Raw genomic sequence first — 19339 nt, 5'->3', positions numbered from 1 at the left:
ATGACCTATGATGATGCACCGATCATAACGGCCTTGGATTTGGGATCCTCTCTTGTTAAAGTTGTCATTGGGCGACTTGTGGGTGATCATGAAATCGAAATTATTGGAACGGGAGTTTATCCTTCTGCCGGTATTAAAAACGGTTCTATTGTTAACATAGAAACTACAACTAAGTCCATCATAGAGGCGTTTGGTGATGCCGAACTCATGGCAGGCCAAGAAGTGAATACCGTTGTCGTAAATGTTTCTGGCAAGTCGGTAAATGGGTTCAATGAAAAAGGAATCATCGCTGTTACTAACAGAGAACGAATCGTTTCAGAAACAGATATAATGCGTGTTGTAGAAGCAGCACAAGCTGTCCATATTCCGAATGATCAACAAGTGATCCATGTTCTCACGAAAGAATTCAAAGTGGATGACCAAGTCAATATTAAAGATCCGATTGGAATGACAGGAGTTCGTTTAGAGGCAGAAGTTCATATTGTATCCTGCGGAAACACAGCACTCAATAATATTGATCGTTGTGTAGAACAAGCTGGTCTATTGCAAATGGATCGGGTATTATCAAGTCTTGCTTCTTCCGAAGCCATCCTCACTTCGGGTGAAAAAGATTTAGGAACCGCTGTCATTGATATCGGTGCTGGAATCTGCGACATCATCATCTATGTGGATGGCGGAATTGCTTTTTCCTCAGTGGTTCCCTTTGGCGGATTCCACATCACAAGCGATATTTCTATAGGTTTAAAAACCACGGTCGAAACAGCAGAAGTCATCAAAAAACGTTATGGTCACACACGCATTGATATGGTGGACCCTACTGAAAAATTTGAAATTCCTTCGATCTCTGGAAGGCCATCCCGTTCCGTCTTTCGCCAGGAACTTGTGGAAATTTTAGAACCCCGGGTTCGTGAAATTTTAGAAATGATTGATCATGAACTGGTTCGGTCAGGATTTAAGCCTAGTTTGGCGGGAGGAGTTATCCTTACGGGAGGAACCTCTCTGTTACAAGGAATTGAAGCCACTGCCGAGGAAGTATTACGTTTGTCAGTCGGTCGTGCGAAACCTGCAGGACTCAGTGGGCTTGTGGATAAAATTTCCTCACCAGAATATGCCACTGCCGTTGGTCTTATTAAATATAGTTCAAAAATACAAAACCTAGAACAAAGAAACATGCATTCCGGATCTGATTCAGACGGTTGGATGAAGAAGGTTCGTCGTTGGATGGAGAATAATCTCTAAGGATATGTCGATGTTGTACCTAGAAGAAGAAAAAACAAGCCCTGCCATTATCAAAGTCATTGGAGTTGGTGGAGGCGGAATGAACGCCGTCACTCGTATGGTTCATGCAAAAATGACGGGTGTTGATTTTATTGTGATGAACACCGACGAACAAGTATTATTAAAATCTCCTGTAGAAGTCAAAATCCAATTAGGTAATAAAGTAACTCGTGGGATGGGTGCTGGTGGGGATCCAGAACTTGGAGAGAAGGCAGCCCTCGAAGATAAAGAGCGAATTGTATCGGCCCTTAAAGGTGCAGATATGGTTTTTGTCACTGCGGGTATGGGTGGTGGAACAGGCACCGGAGCTGCTCCTATCATTGCGGCCATTGCCAAAGAAATGAAATGTTTGGTTGTGGGTGTGGTGACTGTCCCATTTTCCTTTGAAGGAAAACGACGAGCCGAACTTGCCAAACACGGAATCGACCAACTCCGTGCCAATGTAGATACTCTCATCACCATTCGTAATGATTCTATCTTTCAAGTCGTGGATAAAAACACTCCTGTAGATATGGCCTTCCGTGTGATCGATGATATCTTGTTAAACGGTGTTCGTGGGATCAGCGATATCATAAACCACCCAGGAATCATCAATGTAGACTTTGCCGATGTAAAAACCATTATGAAAGATACTGGGGATGCGATTTTAGGTGTAGGGGAAGGAAGCGGAGAAACTCGAGTGAGTGAAGCCGTAGAACAAGCCATCAACAATACTCTCCTCGAAGATTCTAGTATTCAAGGCGCCAAGTCCCTTCTTATCAATGTGACTGGCGGAAACGATCTTACCATCCATGAATGGAATGAAGTTTCGCAAATCATTACAGCCCAAGCAGATCCCGATGCCAACATTATCATCGGACTGAATGAGGACACAAGTCTTTCTGAGCAAATCCGAGTGACAGTGATTGCTACAGGTTTTGCTAAAAGAGGGAAACAGTACCAAAGAGAACAAAAGGTTGTGGGTTCAGAAGAATCGATTTCTCCTTTGTCATACATTCGAAAGAGCGAGGAAAAGGAATCTGGACTAGGAAAGGAACAAGATTCAACTCGTTCCATCCGCCAATCGAACCGAGGATTTTCTTCTCAGAAACAATCCTCCCCGTTTCAAAACTACGGAGAGGACTACGACATTCCTGCTTTTTTAAGAAGAAAGAACGACTAAACTAATTGGAGTAAGAGCGAACCGAAACAAACAACGGTTTGCCGGCTTCCACTAGGAGTTTTTTCGGTGCGGCTGTCACAATGGATCCTGGAGATTCGACTTTAAAGTCGTATTCTCCGGGAGCTAAAAAGATACGTTTCACTTGGAAGTTTGCTGGTATGGTTCGCCAACAACGTAGGTCTGGGGCAATGGTTTGAGATACAGCAAGTCCCGCTGCAGCACCGGCCGCCACTCGAATGAGTCCAGAAACCAAATCGTTATTTTTGCTTTTCCCACTGGATTCAATCGCACGAGCCATCGCTTCCGATGCAATCACAGCAGCTACAATCTTTAATGACAAAGATGTAAGGTTCTTTGTGATCAGAGTTTTGTAATTTTCGTTAAAGTTGTTCATCGCCGTTTCAGAGTAGTTGTTCATGATATCTGAATAACCGACATCCACTCCATTGATGAAATATTTCTTAGGCAAAGAACCATTTGGATCCCTTTCTTTATAGATAGGAATTGGATTTTCGGCAATGGAAAGTGCTGCAATCGCACCAGTAAGAGAAGCTCCTGCCCCTTTGGAATAAAGTCCGACTTCTACTGCTCCCCTGAGTGCCACAGCAAAGTACTCATCTTCCATGAGTTTTCCTCGAGACATTTTAATCGCAGATTTACCGGCTTCATGGATGATGATGACTTCAGAAAGTTTTTCATTTTCTGGAGATGTTCTTTGCATGGAACTATTATACGCTTGTATACTAGATCGCCCTGCTGCATATTTTGCCTGGTCTCCAGAATCTCCTTCCCTAACAGCTAACAAATATCTGTCGGCGATTAGATTTTGACTTTTGCCGACAAGTTGTTCCATGTTTTTATATTGGACACGAGCGTCATTGTAACGGCCGAGTTTTTCTGAAACATAAGCATCGATGAGTCTAGCAGCATTGTTTTGGCGATATTCCGCTGCCATAAAACGCATTTCTTTTAGTTCGAAGTCAAGTCTTCGGAAATAAATTTTTGCATTAGCTGTATCACCTTGAAGCAGGTAATTATTCGCAATGTAGAACTTGATCATAACTCTTTCAAAGTCTTCACCGGTGTAATTGGATTCGTTGTCAGAAAGGACAAACGAAAGACCTGACCTCATCATGCTGACCCTGATATTGTCAGCTAAATCTTCTGCTTCTTTGAATACTTTATTGGAGGTTACGTAATCACCCTTGGTATGAAAGATCATACCTGCTTCCATTAAAAAGAGAAGTTTGTCCTTAGTAGAAGAACCTTCGTAGAGTTCTCTAATTTTAGGAATGGCAGAGTCATAATCCTGACCATAGTACGCCGACTCAGTTGCTTTGATGATTTTGTTGTAATCACTGGCACAACCGAGAATGAAGAGAGAAAGAAAGAGAATTGTTTTTTTCATGAAATGATGGGCAGGGGTTACCAGCTAACCCCTTTATTTCCTCGAACAGCTAATTTACGATAAGAAACTTTTTCAGACCAAACAGCGATGGTTGTTTCCACTTCCACTAGTTCGATATTGATGGATTGTTCTACGATTTTTTCTCCATCGGAAGTAAACATGTTTTCGTTGATTTCGCAACGGACAAAGAAGTTGGGAGATTTTAGTTTTCCAATGGAAAGTCTGTTGGAAGTAAGTCCGGACAAACTGAACTGGATTTCGTTTAGCGACTGCTCTCTTGTTTTTGTGCGAACTGTATAAATTTTGCTTTTGATAAGTTTTGAAACAAAGGCGTTGTCAAAAAGTTCAGTTTGGATTTGTTCTGATGTATCGTTACGTGTGGGGAAGTGGGCAACAAAGACACCTTCTTCGTGTGGGTTTTCTTTAAAGTACTCCCCAATTTGGCCTGCGAGTTTGTCGGCAGCTTTCACCAATTCCTGGCTAGTGAGCCCACCCGAGTCGGAGATATAATCATCAGCGTTGTCTAGTCGTTTGGGACTGCTACTGCATTGGAATAAGAATCCTACTAAGAGAAAGGAGAAAAGAATTTGTTTCATAACCCCACTTATATGGGGGATACAATCAGGTCTTGTCAATTCCAAAAATCGGCTTTCAGTTCCTCCAATTTTGCACTGCGGTAAGAAGTTTTTTCCTCTTCGGACATTTCTAAAATTTCTCTTGCATAGATCAGTTCAATCACCTGGCGAAGAAACATAGGACTTTCCCAAGTTCGGATTTCCCATTTTTCAGATTGATAGAGTTCTTCCATTTTTCTTAGAAAGATTCTTTTCCTTTCGCGGGAATAACTGTAGGGATTTTTCTGAACATAATCTTCCAGATAGGAGAGAAGCAAAACCGGAGGAGTGGTGGGATGTTTGGGAAATAAAATGCTACGTAGGACAAGAGGGAAAATCTCTTCTGATACACGATTCACGGCTGTTAGTTTTTCGTAGGCCGAAAGGTCTCCTCTTTGTTCCACTTCCGAACTTTTTTCCTTCCAGTTCATAAAGGCAATGTAAACTGCGTAGAGAACATGGCCTCTTTCATCTGGATAGGTTTCGAGTAAATAGGCATAGGTTTTGTCTCTGTCCCCTTCCCAAAGATAGGATTCTTTACCTCTGAGAGTTTCCAGAAAATCACGCAAATCGGTCGGGTAACCAGGCCCAAGTAAAACCTCCGGGCGATTTTGTAACCTCTCCCAGTAGACCTCGGAACGGGAATCATAAGAAGATGCTTTCAGATCAGGGTTCGTTTTTTTCAGAAAAAGGATATAGACAAGTCCACCCAAAAAGAGGGAAAGTAGAATCAGTATGACAAGGAAAGTGATGGTTTTCTTTTTGTTAACAGGCATTGTCTCTGGGGCCAATGGTTGCACGAAAAAATCGAAAAAAGATTCTGATGCGGAACTACTTGCTTCGATCCTATCGCAAGGGACTGCTATTGATTCGGCTTGTCAAAGGTTTATTTCCTCAGAAGCAAATTGTGTCGCCGTTCCAGATTCTAGTTCGGCTGTGTGTTCTGGTCTTATTTCTCGACTCAAAGGAGAAATCCTTCCGCAAGAATTAAATACAGATGCTGTAGCTATCTTATATTTCGATTGTTTTACAAAAATAAATTTAACCTACAATATCGCAAAGGCTTGTAATCGGAATTCTTTTAATTCCAACTCGGACTACCGCAAAGTCCAAAGAACAGGGAGCTCCCAGGCAGAACTTTCTTTTCGTGAAAGTTTCAACAAATGTGGATCTTTGGAAAATGAAGTTCCTCCTGCTGATTCTGGACTCAGTGAAACAAACACCATCCTTCGTACCGATCCATTTTAATGATTCATTAGGAGTGCACTATGTCACTAGTAACTAAAGACCAATTGGTCCAAAAATTAAACCCTATTTATCTTCCGCACGAAATAGAAGAACGAATCCTTCCATTAGCAGAAGAAATCAATAGACTCAAAAAAGAAAAAAATGCAGTGATCCTCGGTCATAACTATATGACTCCCGATGTTTTTTGGGGAGTATCTGATATCATTGGAGATTCTTTGTATCTTTCGAAAATGGCAAAGGAAACGAAAGCTGCCATGATTCTCTTTAACGGAGTTCATTTTATGGCTGAGACTGCCAAAATTTTATCTCCAGAAAAAAAGGTTCTTATTGCTGATTTAAAAGCGGGATGTTCCCTTGCGGAAGCCATTACAAGAGATGATGTTAAAGCTCTGAAAGCCAAATACCCGGGTGTTCCCGTGGTAACGTATGTCAACTGTTCGGCGGAAGTAAAAGCAGAAACCGATGTTTGTTGTACTTCAGCTAATGCCGTACAAATTGTAAACGCTGTGGAAGGGGATACTGTGATTTTTTTGCCAGATGAATATTTGGCAGGGAATGTGCGTAACCAAACATCCAAAACCATCATTTCTCATCCTGGACGTTGTATGGTTCACGAAATGTATACTCCAGAAGATATTCGTTCCGCAAAACGATTGTTCAGTGATGGTCTCACTGTAATCACTCATCCGGAGTGCCATGAAGATGTAGTAAAAGAGGCAGATTTTTCTGGCTCCACTTCCCAAATGGTCGATTTCATTCGACAAAGTAAAACAAACAAAATTATGCTTGTGACAGAGTGTTCAATGGGTGATAATTTGCGTGCAGAATTTCCTGAAAAAGAGTTTGTATCCACTTGTCAAACCTGTCCGCACATGAAAAAAATTACTTTGGAAAAAGTGCGAGATGCCCTTCTAAAAGAACAATTTGAAATCTTTTTGGATGAAGAAGTGATTCGCCTCGCACAAAAGTCTGTAAATCGTATGTTAGAATTGAGTTATAAAAAGTAGGATCTATGTTTAGAGTTGGAAACGGAATCGATTTTCATAAATTAATCCATGAACCCTTTCGCCCGCTAATTTTGGCTGGTGTCGAAGTCAAATCAGAGTTTGCTTTTCTAGGTCATAGTGATGCTGACGTGGTTTTACATGCAGTGGCAGATGCCATTCTCGGTGCCTTAGCACTCGGTGATATTGGTGTTCACTTTCCTGATACAGACCCACAATATAAAAATATGAAGTCTACTCGGATCATTGAGAAGTGTTTGGAACTTATGGCAGAGAAAAAATTCAAACTAGTGAATATCGATTGTACTTATGTGGGAGACCATCCAAAAATCAATCCTATTCGGGCAGAGCTCAATGCTTCGTTGGCGAGTATCACCAAATTGCCGTTAGACTGTGTTTCGATCAAAGCAACTACGTCTGAAGGGATGGGTTCGCTTGGTCGGAGCGAAGGTGTAATGGTAATGGCAACTGTACTATTGGAAAGTACAAAGGCTAAGTCTTAAAATAGTTTTTGTTTTCCAGAGGCAACGTGATCGAGATCGGCATCGCTAAAGAATAAAAATAGAAGTTTGGAAAGAGTATTCGGACTGGTTTCAAGCTCCCATTTTCCATGAATACGAACACCGTTCTGGATGGGTTCCACTCGGTAGGATTCTTTTAAGACCCGGTAGTGTTTAAAACCTTCTGCCGAAATTTGGAACTCAGTTTGGCCTTGTGTGTTGGCTGAGGTTGTAGTGCATTTTACCGTCTCACCCATGATTTTGGCTTCCCAACTTTCGCCAACGACTGGCAAGCGTGAGGATTTGGGTTGGAAGGAGTCATAAAGAACTTTCTGTACCAGTTCTGGTTTGTTTGTGACTTCCCAGGTTCGTTCCATCTGAGTTTCACTTTGTTGGAACACAAGAACACCAAAGACCAAAACAAAAACCCCAAAGACACGAAGATACCAAATCATATCTCCATTGAAAAATCTATTGCCTAGGGATCGATTGAAATTTATTTTTCTCCTACCGATGGGAAACCCTCGGGAGGGTTTTGCCACTGCACGCAGGAAGAGAAATATCATCGAAACGTGTCTCAGGACTGGTTCAAGTGTACCAACGCGAGAATCATTTATCACGGCATACCAATCCATTTCCAGAAATTTTAGATGATACGGTATACAATCGAATTCTAAAAGATCCTAACTATTGGATCTCTCAAGATTTAGAAGATAAAATCATCCAAATCATTTCCCAATCTCTAGATATCTCAGGAATTTTGTACCATCTGGGAACAGAAAGTCTTATCACCAATGCTTATGATTTACTTCCTCTAGATGATTCCCGGATTGATTTGACGGAGATGATCGAACGTCTTCCTATTTTGATCAATCGCCTAACGCGAACAGTTTATCTGAATGTAAAAGCCATCTCCAACCAAAAAGTAATATTTATATTTAAGTATTTACCTGATTATCAAGATAAATGGTACGATGCTGTTTTTTTTCAAGGGATGTTGAACGGTCTTGCCGTACTCTTTGAACTCAAAGAATTCAGTATCCGAATGACAAAAACAAAACTTTTTGGAATCCATGTATCCCACAAAGAGTTAGGTGAAGATATTCTATTTGGTGCCGATTCCAATGAATATGAAATGGAATGGTTGGAAGACAATTTGTTTTTGTCCCGTTCTCGTTTGACAAAAGACGATTTAACGAATAGACACAGAGTGATGGTCACATCCCGAATGGATTCCCAATTGGAGGAAATTTCCATTGTAGATGTTAAAGACGTTGTAGGAAAATCCCGTGAACTGGCGATTGAAAATCGCGATTTAGAGGCGGCTGTCGAAGTATTAAAATCCTTCAAACAAGAGTTGGAGAAAAAACAACTCTCTATGGCCAAGGACTTACGGTTGGCAAAAAACATCCAGAAGGGTCTCATTCCAGAAATCATTCCCGATTGGAATGGAATTCAATTTTGGACAGCGTTTGCCCCGATGCAAGAAGTGAGTGGGGATTATTACGATTATTTTCCATATAACATGGATAAGTTGGGTGTGGCAGTTTGTGATGTTTCAGGTCATGGAGTCCCTGCAGCTTTTATTACTGCTTTATCAAAGTTACTTTTTTCCAATTTTAAAAAACCAAAACCATCGGAAACATTCAAACTAATCAATCGGGAGTTATTGGACTTAGTCAAACAACAAGGATACACAACTTGTGTTTATGTTTTGATTCATGATGATTATAAAGTTTTGTATTCCGTTGCCGGCCACCCAAGACCCATTTTATTCCGAGCTAAAACGAATAAGGCTGAAATCTGCGAAGGAGACGGGACCTTCCTTGGAATGTTTCCCGATGCAGGGGATACGTTTCTAGACTTTCAAATCCAGTTGGAGCCGGGTGATAAATTGTTTTTATACACTGACGGACTGACTGAAGCAGAAAGTGATAAAGGACTTGCGTTTGGAGAAGAGAGGCTCATCCAAATTATTGAATCTTGTGCAGAAAAATCTATCCAAGAAACTGTGGAAACCATTCTAACAATCCACAAAGAATATACCATGGGTACAGATCCTATGGATGATATCACTTTACTTGGTCTTCAGTTGTCCCCAAGGCTTCCTGAGTTTAATTTGATTAAAACCAAAGGAGATGATGCTTATCAGAAAAAAGAGTTTAAGGAAGCTGTGGGTTTTTATGAACAAGCACATCAAATTTTACCTCGTGAACTTGATACACAACTCTCTTATGGAAAGGCACTTGCTTACAGTCGGAATTTTGAAAAAGCCATCAGCATGTTGGAGTCTTATAATAAATTCAAAACCAATCATTTCAAATCACATTCTGTTCTTGGATATTGTTATTACCAAATGGAGATGTTTGAAAAAGCAGAAGTAGAGTGGAAAAAAGCTCATTCCATTAATGATTCGAATTTATCTAATTTGTATAACTTAGCCCAATTGTATCGAAAGTTAAATGAAAAGAAAAAAATGAAAGATGTCATTGAAAAGATGAAACGAATTGAAGAATCTTATCTTCATATCCTTCCACTTGAAAAGAAGTGGGAGTCTTTACCTGATGAATAGAATTAAAATTTTAATCCTATCCCTCCTTTTTTTTCACTTTAGTTTTCCCAAAGATCATAGTTTTCATTCGGATTTTGGACTGGAATGGTGTTACTTTGTTGGGCATATAGAATCTGACACTGGAAACGTATACGGATATGAATTGTCTTTTTTTCGACTGAAGTTTTCAGATGGTAGTGATTGGAATCCAGAAGTGTATCCGGTTCATTTTGCCATTTCCGATTTTTCTTCTAAAAAATACCGAAATTCACAAGCCATTAAACGGACGATAGGTGGTATCGCTGGCTTTTCAGAGAAAGCCATCTTTAGTGGGACCTATCGATTAGAAATCATCTCTAAAGATAAATTCCATATCCAAGCCCAGTCAAAATCAAAAGATTTGAGTTTGGATTTGGAGTTAGAAGGAAATGGAAAAATCCTGGTTCATGGCAAAGACGGGTTGTCTATTAAATCTAATCGGAATCCCAACATATTTTCGTATTACTATAGTTATCCGAGACTCAAAACAAAAGGTAATCTTTTTGTCAATGGGAAGAGGGAGATTATTGTTTCGGGAAATTCTTGGATGGATCATGAATGGAGTGAAAAAAATTCCAAGTCTATCCCCACACTTGCCAGAGGGGAAACAGGTTGGGATTGGATTTGTTTGTCGGACAATTCAGGTGGCGATTATGTATTCTTTCGGTTTCGAGAGTCGGGTGGGCTGACACCAGAGATTTTTGGAACCTATCGAAATCCAGAAGGAAATACGACCACCTGGAAAGAGCCAGGTCAAATCCAAATGGAAACAGTCGGATCCTTTTGGAAAAGCCCCGCTACAAAAATAGAATACCCACTCCACTGGAATATCAAATATCCAGGTGGAGAATGGAACGTATTTCCTATTTTCAATGAACAAGAGTTTGATGGAAGTAAGACAACTTCTACAATCTATTGGGAAGGTGGAGTGGAAGCAATCGATCCAATTCAAAAAAAGTCGGCCAAAGGATATTTAGAATTGAAAGGTTATAAAAAACCGAAAGAGTGGTGGGAGTTCTAAGATATGTGGAAATATTTTCTAAAACGCTTTTTACTCATCTTTCCTACCCTACTTGGAATCACATTCCTTGTTTTTTTGATCTCGCATTTTGCGCCAGGTGGTCCACTCAATAGCGAGATTGCAAAACTAAAGGGTACGGGAAATTTAGCTGGAGCCTCTACCAAACAAATTTCGCAGGAAGAAATTGAACTCATCAAACAAAGGCTACATTTAGACAAACCGGCACCAATCGCCTATTTACTGTGGCTGAAACAAATTGTTCAGTTTGATTTAGGGGAGTCTAGGTTGCACTCTCGTAAGGTATCAGAACTCATTGTAGAAAAACTTCCTGTATCACTTTTTTTTGGACTCTCTGGTTTCTTTTTAACTTATTTGATTTGTATCCCTCTTGGAATTCAGAAGGCATTAAAGGAAGGAAGTCGATTTGATTTCATTTCTAGTTTTATTATTTTTTTCACCTATTCACTACCTGTTTTCGCCTTTGCCATGTTACTTTTATATTTATTTGCATCGGGAGAAGTGTTTTCCTTTTTTCCTTTGGGACACGAGGTATCTGACTTTTATGAAGATTTGAGTTTTTGGGGGAAAGTAAACGATCGACTCGCCCACATGTTCTTACCTGTGATCTGTTATGTGGTGGGAAGTTTTGCTGTCCTCACTCTACTCATGAAAAATAGTTTGTTAGATCAAATTGCTAAAGAATATGTTCGCACAGCTGTATCCAAAGGTCTTAGTTTTTCCGATTCAATTTTTCGTCATGCATTTCGAAATTCACTGATTCCGATTGCCACTGGTTTCGGAAGTAACTTAACTTTGATTTTTTCGGGTTCTTTGTTTATTGAGTTAGTCTTCAATATCGATGGAATGGGTCTCTTAAGTTTTGAAGCGGTAAGAGAACGGGACACAGATCTGATGATGGGTTTACTCCTAGCTCAAAGTTTTTTAGGGCTTATTGGAAAGATTGTCTCCGATTTCTGTTATATACTGATAGATCCTAGGATTGATTTCGAATGAATTTTATTTCAAACCCGGCAAACATTCGTAAGTGGGAAAAGTTTAAAAAGAATAAACGTGCTTATTATTCGATGTTAATTCTTTTTTATACTTATGTTTTATCTCTTTTTTCCCCACTTCTTATCAATAACAAACCATTGTTTATTTTGTATGAAGGGGCGGTAGCTTTTCCGATTTTTAGTTTCTATCCAGAAACAAAGTTCGGCGGACTTAATTTAACAGAACCCAATTATAAAAAACTCAGTAAAGAATCCAGGTTTGTTGGTTCATCCAATTATATGCTTTTTCCTCCTGTCCCGTTTGGAGTCAATGAAGACAACTTGGAAAGTTTAGAGGAGGGAACAAATCCTCCTTCTAAACCCAGCTTTCGTCATTGGATGGGAACAGATGACAGGGGAAGGGACGTGTTTACTCGCATCATATATGGATATCGGTTGGCGATGACTTTTAGTTTGATCCTTATCATTGTTGAAATCTTACTCGCTTCCTTTATTGGTGGGATCCAAGGATATTTTATGGGGCGATTAGATTTATTTTTACAAAGGATTATAGAAATCTTATCTGCGATTCCATTTTTATATCTGATTTTGATTATGGGTTCATTTTTTGGACGAGGCTTTATGGTGCTTATTGTTACTTATGGTTCTTTAAGTTGGATTGGTCTTAGTTATTATATGCGTGGTGAGTTTTTAAAACTCCGCAAACAGCAGTTTGTTGATGCTGCAAAAACTTTGGGAGCTTCTTCGCTTTCGATTATAATGCGTCATTTATTACCCAATTCCATTACTCCTCTTGTTACTTTTTTACCTTTTATTCTAATATCTGCGATCTCTGTTCTTTCCGCCCTTGACTTTTTGGGTTATGGAATCCCTGCCCCCAATCCTTCCTGGGGAGAGTTGATTGGACAAGGAAGAGAAAGGCTTACTGCTTGGTGGTTGATTACCTTTCCATCGGTTGCTTTGTTTCTAACCATTTTATTTTCTGCATTTGTGGGTGAAGGACTTCGGGATGCATTTGATCCCAAAGATAAGGTGGCTTACGAATGAAAGAAATTACAAAAGCCATTGAAGTCAAAGATCTTTCTATCCAAATCAAAACTGATGATGGGATTTTACCGATTGTAGACAATGTTGATTTTTATTTGTCAAAAGGTGAGACTCTCGCTCTTGTTGGGGAGTCCGGTTGTGGGAAGTCTATCACTAGTTTGGCGCTCACAAAGTTGTTACCATCCAATACAACATTGTATCCGACGGGCTCGATTTTATTTGAAGATAAGAACTTGTTACAAATGTCAGCAGATCACCTGATGACGGTTAGAGGAAGAAAGATTTCCTATGTATTTCAAGAACCGTTTTCAGCCCTGAACCCACTTCACAAAATTGGAGCCCAACTCACCGAAGGTTTTTTATTACATGGTCTTGGTTCGAAAATTCAAGCAGAAGAGAAGGCTATCTATTTATTAGAAAGAGTAGGAATTACCGATGCAAGACTTAGGCTTGGGCAGTATCCAAATCAATTCTCTGGTGGGATGTTACAAAGAGTATGTATTGCAATGGCACTGATGTGTGATCCTCAAATTTTAATCGCAGATGAACCTACAAGTGCCATTGATGTCACCATCCAATTGCAATTGATTGAACTCTTGAAAGAATTGCGGAAAGAAAATGGAATGTCGGTCCTTTTTATTTCCCATGATATCGGCCTCGTGAGCCATATTGCCGATCGAATTGCTGTTATGTATGCGGGAATGATCATTGAACAAGGAAGCGTTAGTGAGGTCATTGATAACCCAAAACATCCGTATACACAAGCCTTGATTTCTGCTTATCCGACTCATGAAAACATTGGAAAAAAATTAGTTACTATTGAAGGGATTGTACCTTCTCCCAAATCTTATCCCACAGGATGTCGATTCCACACACGTTGTAACGAAAAACTTCCTATTTGTCATCAGGCTATTCCGAAGCCAGTATCTATATCGGAGAACCAATCTGTAGAATGTTTTTTATATGGAGGAAAGGAAAGTGCTTAATGTAAAAGACTTAGTTGTTTCGTATAAACAATCACAAACGCTATCTTTCTCTTCCAAACGACTGGTCGCTGTTGAGGGAGTAAGTTTTTCCATACCTCAAGGAAAAATTTTGGGACTTGTGGGTGAATCCGGATGTGGTAAGTCAACAATCGGCAGAGCCATTTTATCCTTATTGCCATTTGATTCTGGCTCCATCCAGTTTGAAGATCAGGAAATTAAAAATATTCCTAAAGAAAAACTAAAAGCACTCAAACGAAAAATCCAGGTGGTTTTTCAAGATCCTTATTCTTCACTGAACCCACGTTTTACGATTGAAGAAATCATCACAGAGGGCCTGCAGATTCATTTTCCGAATCTGTCTTTGTCGGAAAAAAAAGAAAAAGCAATTCAGGCACTTGCCGAAGTCAACTTACCGGCCGATATTTTGCATCGTTATCCCCATGAATTTAGCGGGGGCCAAAGACAAAGGATTGCCATTGCTCGTGCCTTGATTTTAGAACCAAGTCTTGTCGTTTGTGATGAAGCAGTTTCTGCTTTAGATATTTCCACCCAAGCACAAGTAATTAATAATATTTTGTTATTACGTGAGAAATATGGCCTATCTTATTTGTTTATATCTCATGACTTGAACATTGTAAAACACGTATCGGATCGAATCGCTGTCATGTATTTAGGACAAATTGTAGAAGAATGTAGTCGTGATGAGATCACTAAAGCACCATTACATCCTTATACAAAGGCATTATTCTCTGCCAGTTTTGATTTAAAAGATCGAACAAAAGTTTCTCAGCCATTAATAGGCGAAATTCCTAGTTTGATGAATAAACCTCGCGGCTGTAGGTTCCATACAAGATGTCCAATTGTTCAAGATATTTGTAAAACGGAAGAACCTGTGGAAAGTTTTCCTACACAAACACGTAGAGTAAAATGTCATTTCCCTTTAAAGTAAAATTCTAATGAACTTAAGCATTCGAGACAAAATCAAAGGAGTTGTCGGTAAAATCCTGCTGACTCTGATTTTTGTCGTCTCTATGACTATGTTTTTTATTCTGTATCCACTATTAGCAGATCCAGATTACTATAAAAAACTTATTCTCGACACGACAAACCAACTAACGGGCCTACAGGTGGACTACCAGTCTTCAGAACCTGTATTTTTTCCATTTCCAGGAATTGAATTGGCCGAGGTAACAGTATCCAAAAATAATGATGAGTTGATTCAAGTCCACAAACTTAGGATTGAAGTCTATTATGGAGTTTTTGTTGGACAACCTTTAGAAATAAAAAAGGTCTATCTCAATACGGGTACAGTGGAAATCGCTCGTGAAAAGGACGAATCGTTTCCAATTTTTGAAAGAATCCTTTCTAACACTGAGTCCTCTACTAAAGAAACAAAAGAGACCATTGAAGAAGTTGTTCAATCTGAAACAAAGTATTACTTCTCAAAGATCTTTGCAAACTTTGTAAATCAAATTGAAATTAAAAACATTACCATTCTTTTTGAAGATAAACTGTACGCTCGCAATATCAGGTTGTATCTTTGGGAAAGCACGTTTCAGTTAGATCGTGACTTGCGTAACTTAGATGTCTATGTTTATGGTAAACTAAATGGTGAACCCATTTCATTTAGTACAAATGTATTATTTGTTACAGATGAAATGAGTTATGAATCTGCACGTTTAGAAGGCGAATTTTCATTTCAAAATTTAAAAGGATCAGATCTTCACGATATATTGATCATTTTTACAAATGGAGATTTGCGATTTGCTAAAACTACGGGTAACATTTCTTTTTATAAGCGAGATGATGCAAAAATATATGCAACTGTGGATCGAATGCATATTCGTGATTTGGCGCTGAAAGATGGTAAAACTTTTGCAGATGGGCATGTCTCAACAATCATGAATTATGATATTCGTGAGGATAAATTATCCTTTGCCAACGTTGTTGTTGATTGGAAAGGAAAGTCCAAGTTAAACGGATCGGGGTATGTTAACTTTTTAAAACCGCCTTTATCACCAACAATATCTTTTGAAGGAACTTCGGATTATTTAGATGTTCCCAGTATCATCAAAGTCATCAAAATTTGGGTGGATCCTGATTTCGAAAAATCTATTCTCACAAGAGACATACCAAGCACTGGTTATGTGAACCGAATGAATGTGTATTTGACTTTTAATTTAAGAAATCTAAATGCTGCAGATTTTCATGCTGATTCCCTAAAACTAAATATTCACTATGCAAAGAGAAAATTAAATATTACAAAATATGAATTAAAGGCTTATGAAGGAATTGCAGTTGGTACAGGGCATTATCTTTGGGGAAATAATGCGGGTCTTGAAATCAAAGGAAATGTTAAAAATTTGAGTGTGGCACCTATCCTTTCCGATCTTTTTAAAATTTCACCCATCACAGGTAGTTTGGATTCCGAATTTGTTTTGTCGTCACCTGCGGATACTGAAGATGCTCTCATTTCCAATCTATCTGTCACAGGAAATATCAATGCAAATCATGGAGAATTATTAAGTTATACAAACATTTTAAAACCTATCAGTTCGATCGGTAGCGTAATCAATTTAAAAAAAATAGATTTCAGTAGAGCTACTCCATATAACGAACTAAAGTTTGATTTTCATTATGCAAAGGAAACCATTGAAGTAATGAATTTTACATTGAAAGCAGATGGAATCGCAGGTTCAGGCGGTGGGAAGATTGGATTCAATAAAAATATCGATATGAAATTCACGGTTGGATTCCCTGGAGTGGCGGGTAGAGCGTTAAAACTTCCCATCATCTACCGTGGAACCTATGGAGTTTCGGCCCCATTCATCGATCCCATCTGGCTTGGTTCTGTATACGCAGGCACAATCTTTCTTGCAAGTCCAGCGGGAGCTGCTGTTGGTGGGATCGCAGGCTCAGCAATGTCTGACTATGTAAATAAAGCTGTTGATAATGTATCTGGCGGTGTTCAAAAAGGTTGGAAGGGAATTAAATCTTTGTTTGGCGGGAAGGAAGAGGAAGATAAGGAAAAATAAACCAACAAATGAACCCGCTTGTGGGAGAGAATGAAAACGATGGTAAGTAAGATTTAGAAAGATATTTTATTCCTCTTCACTTCGTATTGGAATTCCTGCTTTTTTCAAAATTTTGAGGGCATTTGTAGAACCGGACACTCCATCTCGGATTTTATAATCAAAATCCATTTGTCCATCTACTTCCAGTTCGGTGAAATGGAATCGTTTGGCCCAAGGGATTTCTGCTAGTTTTAGATCATGCGTAGTAAGAAATACAATAGTTTGTTTTTCCCTTAGAACAGAGAGAATTTCTCGGGTTGCGATGTAACGTTCTTTGGAATTTGTTCCCTTTAAAATTTCGTCCAAAAATAAAATAGGAACCTTCTTATGGTTGTCCGCCGTTTGGATGATGGAAGACAATCGCCTCACTTCACTATAAAAAAAGGAAACACCATCTTCCATCGAATCTTGCGACCGAATCAGTGTATGGATTTGGAACTCTGGAAATTCAAATTCCGAACCAAGCACAGGTGCACCTGCTCCGGCAAGTAACAATGACATGGCGATAGATCTAAGGTAGGTTGTTTTTCCACTCATATTCGACCCGGTCACAATCATTAAATCCCCAGGTAACATTTTGGTGAGTGGATTGAACACGCGGCTTTCCTTCGGAAGTAAAGGATGGACCAAACTCTTCGCCCCCAAATTTCCCGCTGGAGATGAGATCGCAAAGTTTGCTTCAGGAAACAAAAATCCAAAATTCACAAAGGGAAGTTCTGCATCTGTTTTTAAGATGAGAATCTGCAGATCATTCCAAAGATTTTCAAACTTTAGTTTCCATTTCTCGAGGGATTTAATTTTCCATAGATCCCATAAACATAAAATATTGAGAATGAGGTGAGGGAGGGGAGAGATGAGTAATTCAGAAGAATCTCCCAACGAAGATATACGACCAATCATTTGTTTGGTGGTCTTCCGATCTTTTGTCAAATAAACAAAAGTTTTTTCAAATCTTCCTGCCCCAGAAGACAAAGTTTTAATTTCTTTCCATTGTTTTAAAGAGTCATTTCTGTAACTCAAAAATAATAGTCCATTGGTCAGGAGAAGTAAAGGGATGAGTGGCAGATCAAATAACAATCCCAGAACTAAATAAATCGGAGAGAGTATCCCCCAAATCGGGAAAATATACTTTAAAAACCTTCTTTTTTTCCAAAAAGACTGCTCTGAACTAACGCTAGGTAGATGAAATTTTTCATTCGTTTCTGATTCGGGAACTAAAAACTTTCGAAGCAAATGGAAGGCACGAAAAGGTTGATTCAAAATTTTTTTTATCTCATTTGGATCAGAATCTAGTTTTGGTTCCTCAATTGGTTCTTGCAAAAAACGTTTGAGATAAGTTTGGAACCCAATTTCTGTGATGGTGGTATCATAAATTCCGAGAAATCCTTGTTTGGTGCAAAGATCTAAATCTATTGAAAGAGGGTGATTCCGTACGGCTTCCGGATATTCCCAAAGTTCTCTTGTTTTTAATTTTTTAAATTCCCCGCGCAGTCTTGCGATTTCTTCTAAAACAAATGTATGTGTTTTTTTTGCATATTGGATCTGTATTTTTCGCTTCGAATACAACTGCACTAAATAGACAAAGGGAACGAGAATGAGAAAAGAATAGCTGTATTCCTTCCAAGATTGTTTGGTTAGATAACAAAGAGTAAGAGCACTCACAAAAAAAGCAAAGGTAACAAAACGGAATATGGAAACTCTTCTTAGTTTCTGGGAAAGGTAATGTATTTTGTCTTTGTAACGTCTGTCCCTAAGATTTAGGAACACATAAGTTGGATTAGTAGAAAAGGGGTCGTTCGTAATTTTCTTCTTCCCTGCGAGAAATCTCTGTGTCGAGTACACGGATGAGACTTCCTAAGTCATTTAATCTCCATTTGTCAGTCAGACGACCTCTTTCGCGACCCGAAAATTTATTCAAATATAGGGTGCCAAATAAGTCTTCCCCATACTCGTAAGCAACGAAACGCCCGTTTCGTCTGCCAGTAGAATTTTCCAATCGAATCGTCATGAACGAATACCAATAACCAGATAAAAAAAAATAGTACAAGCAAAATTTTTTGCTTCAGGATATTCATTTTCCGGCGATACATATATTGGGGAAAGGCTACCTACCACGGATGGTGGGAAACCTTAAAAACAAATACCCCGGAAACCGGAAAGCACGGAGGCTTGTATGGATTTCTATCCCGATATGAATTTGGAGTTTAAAAGCTCCTTTGTGAAGACCAACCAGTTTTTAGCCAACACACAAGACGAAACCCTTCTCCCTCAAATGGGACTTGCGGCACGTAACCTACTCAATCTCTCCCAAATGAGCAAACTTCGCGAAATTCGCGAACGCCATCTGAAAAAAGGACACCAACGCGAAGGGTTCCACTGGGACTAATTGCCTAA

At 39.2% G+C, this 19339-nt stretch carries 19 protein-coding genes; 13 read left to right on the top strand and 6 right to left on the bottom strand.

The genetic code is table 11. The features are described from left to right. On the top strand, positions 1-1239 hold the full coding sequence (ftsA, locus tag LEP1GSC195_RS12765; RefSeq protein WP_015681955.1) for a cell division protein FtsA: 1239 nt from the start codon (positions 1-3) through the stop codon (positions 1237-1239). A gap of 10 nt (positions 1240-1249) precedes the next feature. Continuing rightward, a complete protein-coding gene (gene ftsZ / locus LEP1GSC195_RS12760; protein WP_015681897.1) occupies positions 1250-2440 on the top strand; it encodes a cell division protein FtsZ in 1191 nt (396 codons plus the stop codon). Position 2441: 1 nt separating this feature from the next. Here ftsZ and LEP1GSC195_RS12755 read toward each other — a convergent pair whose 3' ends face one another. Genes LEP1GSC195_RS12755 through LEP1GSC195_RS12745 form a run of 3 tightly spaced genes read right to left on the bottom strand, consistent with a single transcriptional unit; the run spans position 2442 to position 5238 of the window. Beyond that, entirely contained in the window at positions 2442-3848 is a 1407-nt protein-coding gene (locus LEP1GSC195_RS12755) for a lipoprotein (protein WP_015681586.1), read from the bottom strand. Positions 3849-3865: 17 nt separating this feature from the next. After that, entirely contained in the window at positions 3866-4444 is a 579-nt protein-coding gene (locus LEP1GSC195_RS12750) for a hypothetical protein (protein WP_002977008.1), read from the bottom strand. A 35-nt stretch (positions 4445-4479) separates the two neighbouring features. After that, entirely contained in the window at positions 4480-5238 is a 759-nt protein-coding gene (locus LEP1GSC195_RS12745) for a hypothetical protein (RefSeq protein WP_015682451.1), read from the bottom strand. Between LEP1GSC195_RS12745 and LEP1GSC195_RS12740 the strand changes: the two genes are divergently transcribed. The 3 genes from LEP1GSC195_RS12740 to ispF are packed head-to-tail and all read left to right on the top strand — an operon-like array spanning position 5213 to position 7217. Then, positions 5213-5710 carry a hypothetical protein gene (locus LEP1GSC195_RS12740; RefSeq protein ID WP_015680659.1) on the top strand — a complete coding sequence of 166 codons (498 nt, stop codon included), beginning with the start codon at positions 5213-5215 and terminating at the stop codon, positions 5708-5710. The two genes, LEP1GSC195_RS12745 and LEP1GSC195_RS12740, sit on opposite strands and share 26 nt — an antisense overlap. Positions 5711-5730: 20 nt before the next feature. Next, entirely contained in the window at positions 5731-6717 is a 987-nt protein-coding gene (gene nadA, locus LEP1GSC195_RS12735; protein ID WP_002977123.1) for a quinolinate synthase NadA, read from the top strand. A 5-nt stretch (positions 6718-6722) separates the two neighbouring features. Next, positions 6723-7217, top strand: a complete 495-nt coding sequence (ispF, locus tag LEP1GSC195_RS12730; protein WP_015682641.1) for a 2-C-methyl-D-erythritol 2,4-cyclodiphosphate synthase — start codon at positions 6723-6725, stop codon at positions 7215-7217. Here the strand turns inward: ispF and LEP1GSC195_RS12725 are convergent. Beyond that, complete coding sequence (locus LEP1GSC195_RS12725) at positions 7214-7669, bottom strand: hypothetical protein (RefSeq protein ID WP_015681321.1); 456 nt, start codon at positions 7667-7669, stop codon at positions 7214-7216. The two genes, ispF and LEP1GSC195_RS12725, sit on opposite strands and share 4 nt — an antisense overlap. 137 nt (positions 7670-7806) lie before the next feature. On the opposite strand from LEP1GSC195_RS12725, the gene LEP1GSC195_RS12720 reads away from it, so the two are divergent. The 7 genes from LEP1GSC195_RS12720 to LEP1GSC195_RS12690 are packed head-to-tail and all read left to right on the top strand — an operon-like array spanning position 7807 to position 16906. Further along, the gene (locus LEP1GSC195_RS12720) at positions 7807-9786 is read left to right on the top strand and encodes a SpoIIE family protein phosphatase (RefSeq protein ID WP_015680969.1); all 1980 of its coding nucleotides are present in this window, start codon (positions 7807-7809) and stop codon (positions 9784-9786) included. Further along, the gene (locus LEP1GSC195_RS12715) at positions 9779-10825 is read left to right on the top strand and encodes a lipocalin-like domain-containing protein (protein ID WP_015680667.1); all 1047 of its coding nucleotides are present in this window, start codon (positions 9779-9781) and stop codon (positions 10823-10825) included. The genes LEP1GSC195_RS12720 and LEP1GSC195_RS12715 overlap by 8 nt, the downstream gene beginning before the upstream one ends. A 3-nt stretch (positions 10826-10828) precedes the next feature. After that, entirely contained in the window at positions 10829-11839 is a 1011-nt protein-coding gene (locus tag LEP1GSC195_RS12710) for an ABC transporter permease subunit (RefSeq protein WP_002972926.1), read from the top strand. Beyond that, positions 11836-12885 carry an ABC transporter permease subunit gene (locus tag LEP1GSC195_RS12705; RefSeq protein ID WP_015681672.1) on the top strand — a complete coding sequence of 350 codons (1050 nt, stop codon included), beginning with the start codon at positions 11836-11838 and terminating at the stop codon, positions 12883-12885. The genes LEP1GSC195_RS12710 and LEP1GSC195_RS12705 overlap by 4 nt, the downstream gene beginning before the upstream one ends. Beyond that, positions 12882-13871, top strand: coding sequence for an ABC transporter ATP-binding protein (locus LEP1GSC195_RS12700; protein WP_015682125.1), 990 nt, complete (start codon positions 12882-12884; stop codon positions 13869-13871). Before LEP1GSC195_RS12705 ends, LEP1GSC195_RS12700 begins: the two co-directional genes overlap by 4 nt. Continuing rightward, positions 13864-14820, top strand: coding sequence for an ABC transporter ATP-binding protein (locus LEP1GSC195_RS12695; protein WP_040507149.1), 957 nt, complete (start codon positions 13864-13866; stop codon positions 14818-14820). The genes LEP1GSC195_RS12700 and LEP1GSC195_RS12695 overlap by 8 nt, the downstream gene beginning before the upstream one ends. 7 nt (positions 14821-14827) lie before the next feature. After that, complete coding sequence (locus tag LEP1GSC195_RS12690) at positions 14828-16906, top strand: AsmA family protein (protein ID WP_015681006.1); 2079 nt, start codon at positions 14828-14830, stop codon at positions 16904-16906. A gap of 66 nt (positions 16907-16972) precedes the next feature. Here LEP1GSC195_RS12690 and LEP1GSC195_RS12685 read toward each other — a convergent pair whose 3' ends face one another. Next, a complete protein-coding gene (locus LEP1GSC195_RS12685; RefSeq protein WP_040507148.1) occupies positions 16973-18493 on the bottom strand; it encodes a MutS-related protein in 1521 nt (506 codons plus the stop codon). A gap of 229 nt (positions 18494-18722) precedes the next feature. Beyond that, positions 18723-18953 (bottom strand): hypothetical protein, encoded by a 231-nt coding sequence (locus LEP1GSC195_RS20030; RefSeq protein ID WP_015682321.1) that lies wholly within the window; start codon positions 18951-18953, stop codon positions 18723-18725. A 165-nt stretch (positions 18954-19118) separates the two neighbouring features. On the opposite strand from LEP1GSC195_RS20030, the gene LEP1GSC195_RS12675 reads away from it, so the two are divergent. Beyond that, on the top strand, positions 19119-19331 hold the full coding sequence (locus LEP1GSC195_RS12675) for a hypothetical protein (protein WP_015681660.1): 213 nt from the start codon (positions 19119-19121) through the stop codon (positions 19329-19331). The last annotated feature ends 8 nt before the right edge of the window (positions 19332-19339 follow it).

Origin of the sequence: Leptospira wolbachii serovar Codice str. CDC (assembly GCF_000332515.2) — a bacterium.
GTDB classification, from domain to species: Bacteria; Spirochaetota; Leptospiria; order Leptospirales; family Leptospiraceae; genus Leptospira_A; species Leptospira_A wolbachii.
This window is presented reverse-complemented; position numbering and strand designations above follow the sequence as displayed.